The organism is Mycobacterium sp. E2733, from assembly GCF_001667585.1.
In the GTDB taxonomy this organism is placed as follows: domain Bacteria; phylum Actinomycetota; class Actinomycetes; order Mycobacteriales; family Mycobacteriaceae; genus Mycobacterium.
Window position 1 is genome coordinate 1 of record NZ_LZJZ01000058.1, and the last position, 862, is coordinate 862.

The 862-nt window shown below is 63.3% G+C and carries 2 protein-coding genes; both read right to left on the minus strand.

Annotated elements, in window-relative coordinates; translation table 11 throughout:
- Positions 1 to 470: MMPL family transporter (locus A5678_RS10845; RefSeq protein ID WP_156746855.1), on the minus strand; the 470-nt coding region annotated here is incomplete at its 3' end.
- A gap of 3 nt (positions 471 to 473) precedes the next feature.
- Entirely contained in the window at positions 474 to 860 is a 387-nt protein-coding gene (locus A5678_RS10850) for an MmpS family transport accessory protein (protein ID WP_068041957.1), read from the minus strand.
- Positions 861 to 862 lie beyond the last annotated feature (2 nt).

Consider the following 862-nt stretch of genomic DNA (forward strand, 5'->3'; position numbering starts at 1 on the left):
ACCGCACCGACGGATTCGTTGGCCAGCGCCGAGCCCTGATTGCCCGCGAGAAATACCTGAACATACGCCGCCTTGCCGTCGGAGCTCTGCGATCCCGCGGCGGTAAGGGTGTCGCCCCAGAAATCCTGAACGTGCTCGACGTGCTTGCGGTCCAGGTCGAGTTTGCGGATCATCGCGTCATAGAACTTGTGCGCGTCCGCGCCGAGCGGCTGGTCGCCTTCCAGCACGATCATGGCCGAGCTGTCGGTGTCGAATTCTTTGAACACCTGGCCGATGCGCTTGATTGCCTTCAGCGCCGGCGCGTCTGGCGAGTTGAGCGCCACGTTGTGCACCTTGCCGACGTCTTCCAGTTGTGGCACCGCGATATTGGTGATGGCGGCCAGCGCCACCCAGAAGAGCAGGATCGGCAATGCGAGCCGGCGGATGATGCGCGGCGCGAAGGAACGCGACTGTTGATGGTTGCTCGTCAAGGCTTATCCAGACTTGTCCAGGCAGAAGGTGTAGGCGTCGGCCTTGTCAACGGTGCGTTGGTCTTTCACCTCACCGTTGACGGTGATGCGGCAGCCGAGGGTGTCCCCGTTGCCCTGCGCGACCACGTTGCCGAGGACCGCGGGCTCCGTGGTGGTGATCGTGAACGACCAGGGCAGTGGGGCGTCCCTGACTTGCTGCGGCTGGGCGTTGACATCAAGGTAGTTGATGGTCGCGGTTGCGCCGGGCTCGCCGAAGACCTCGAGCACCACCTGTTTGGGGTTGAAGGGGACGATCTCGTTCGACAGGTCGCTGTTGGCGGACGTGTTGTCGTGCGAGCCGAAGATTCCGTGCAGGCGGTAGATGGCGAATCCCGCTAGCGCGACGACCAGCA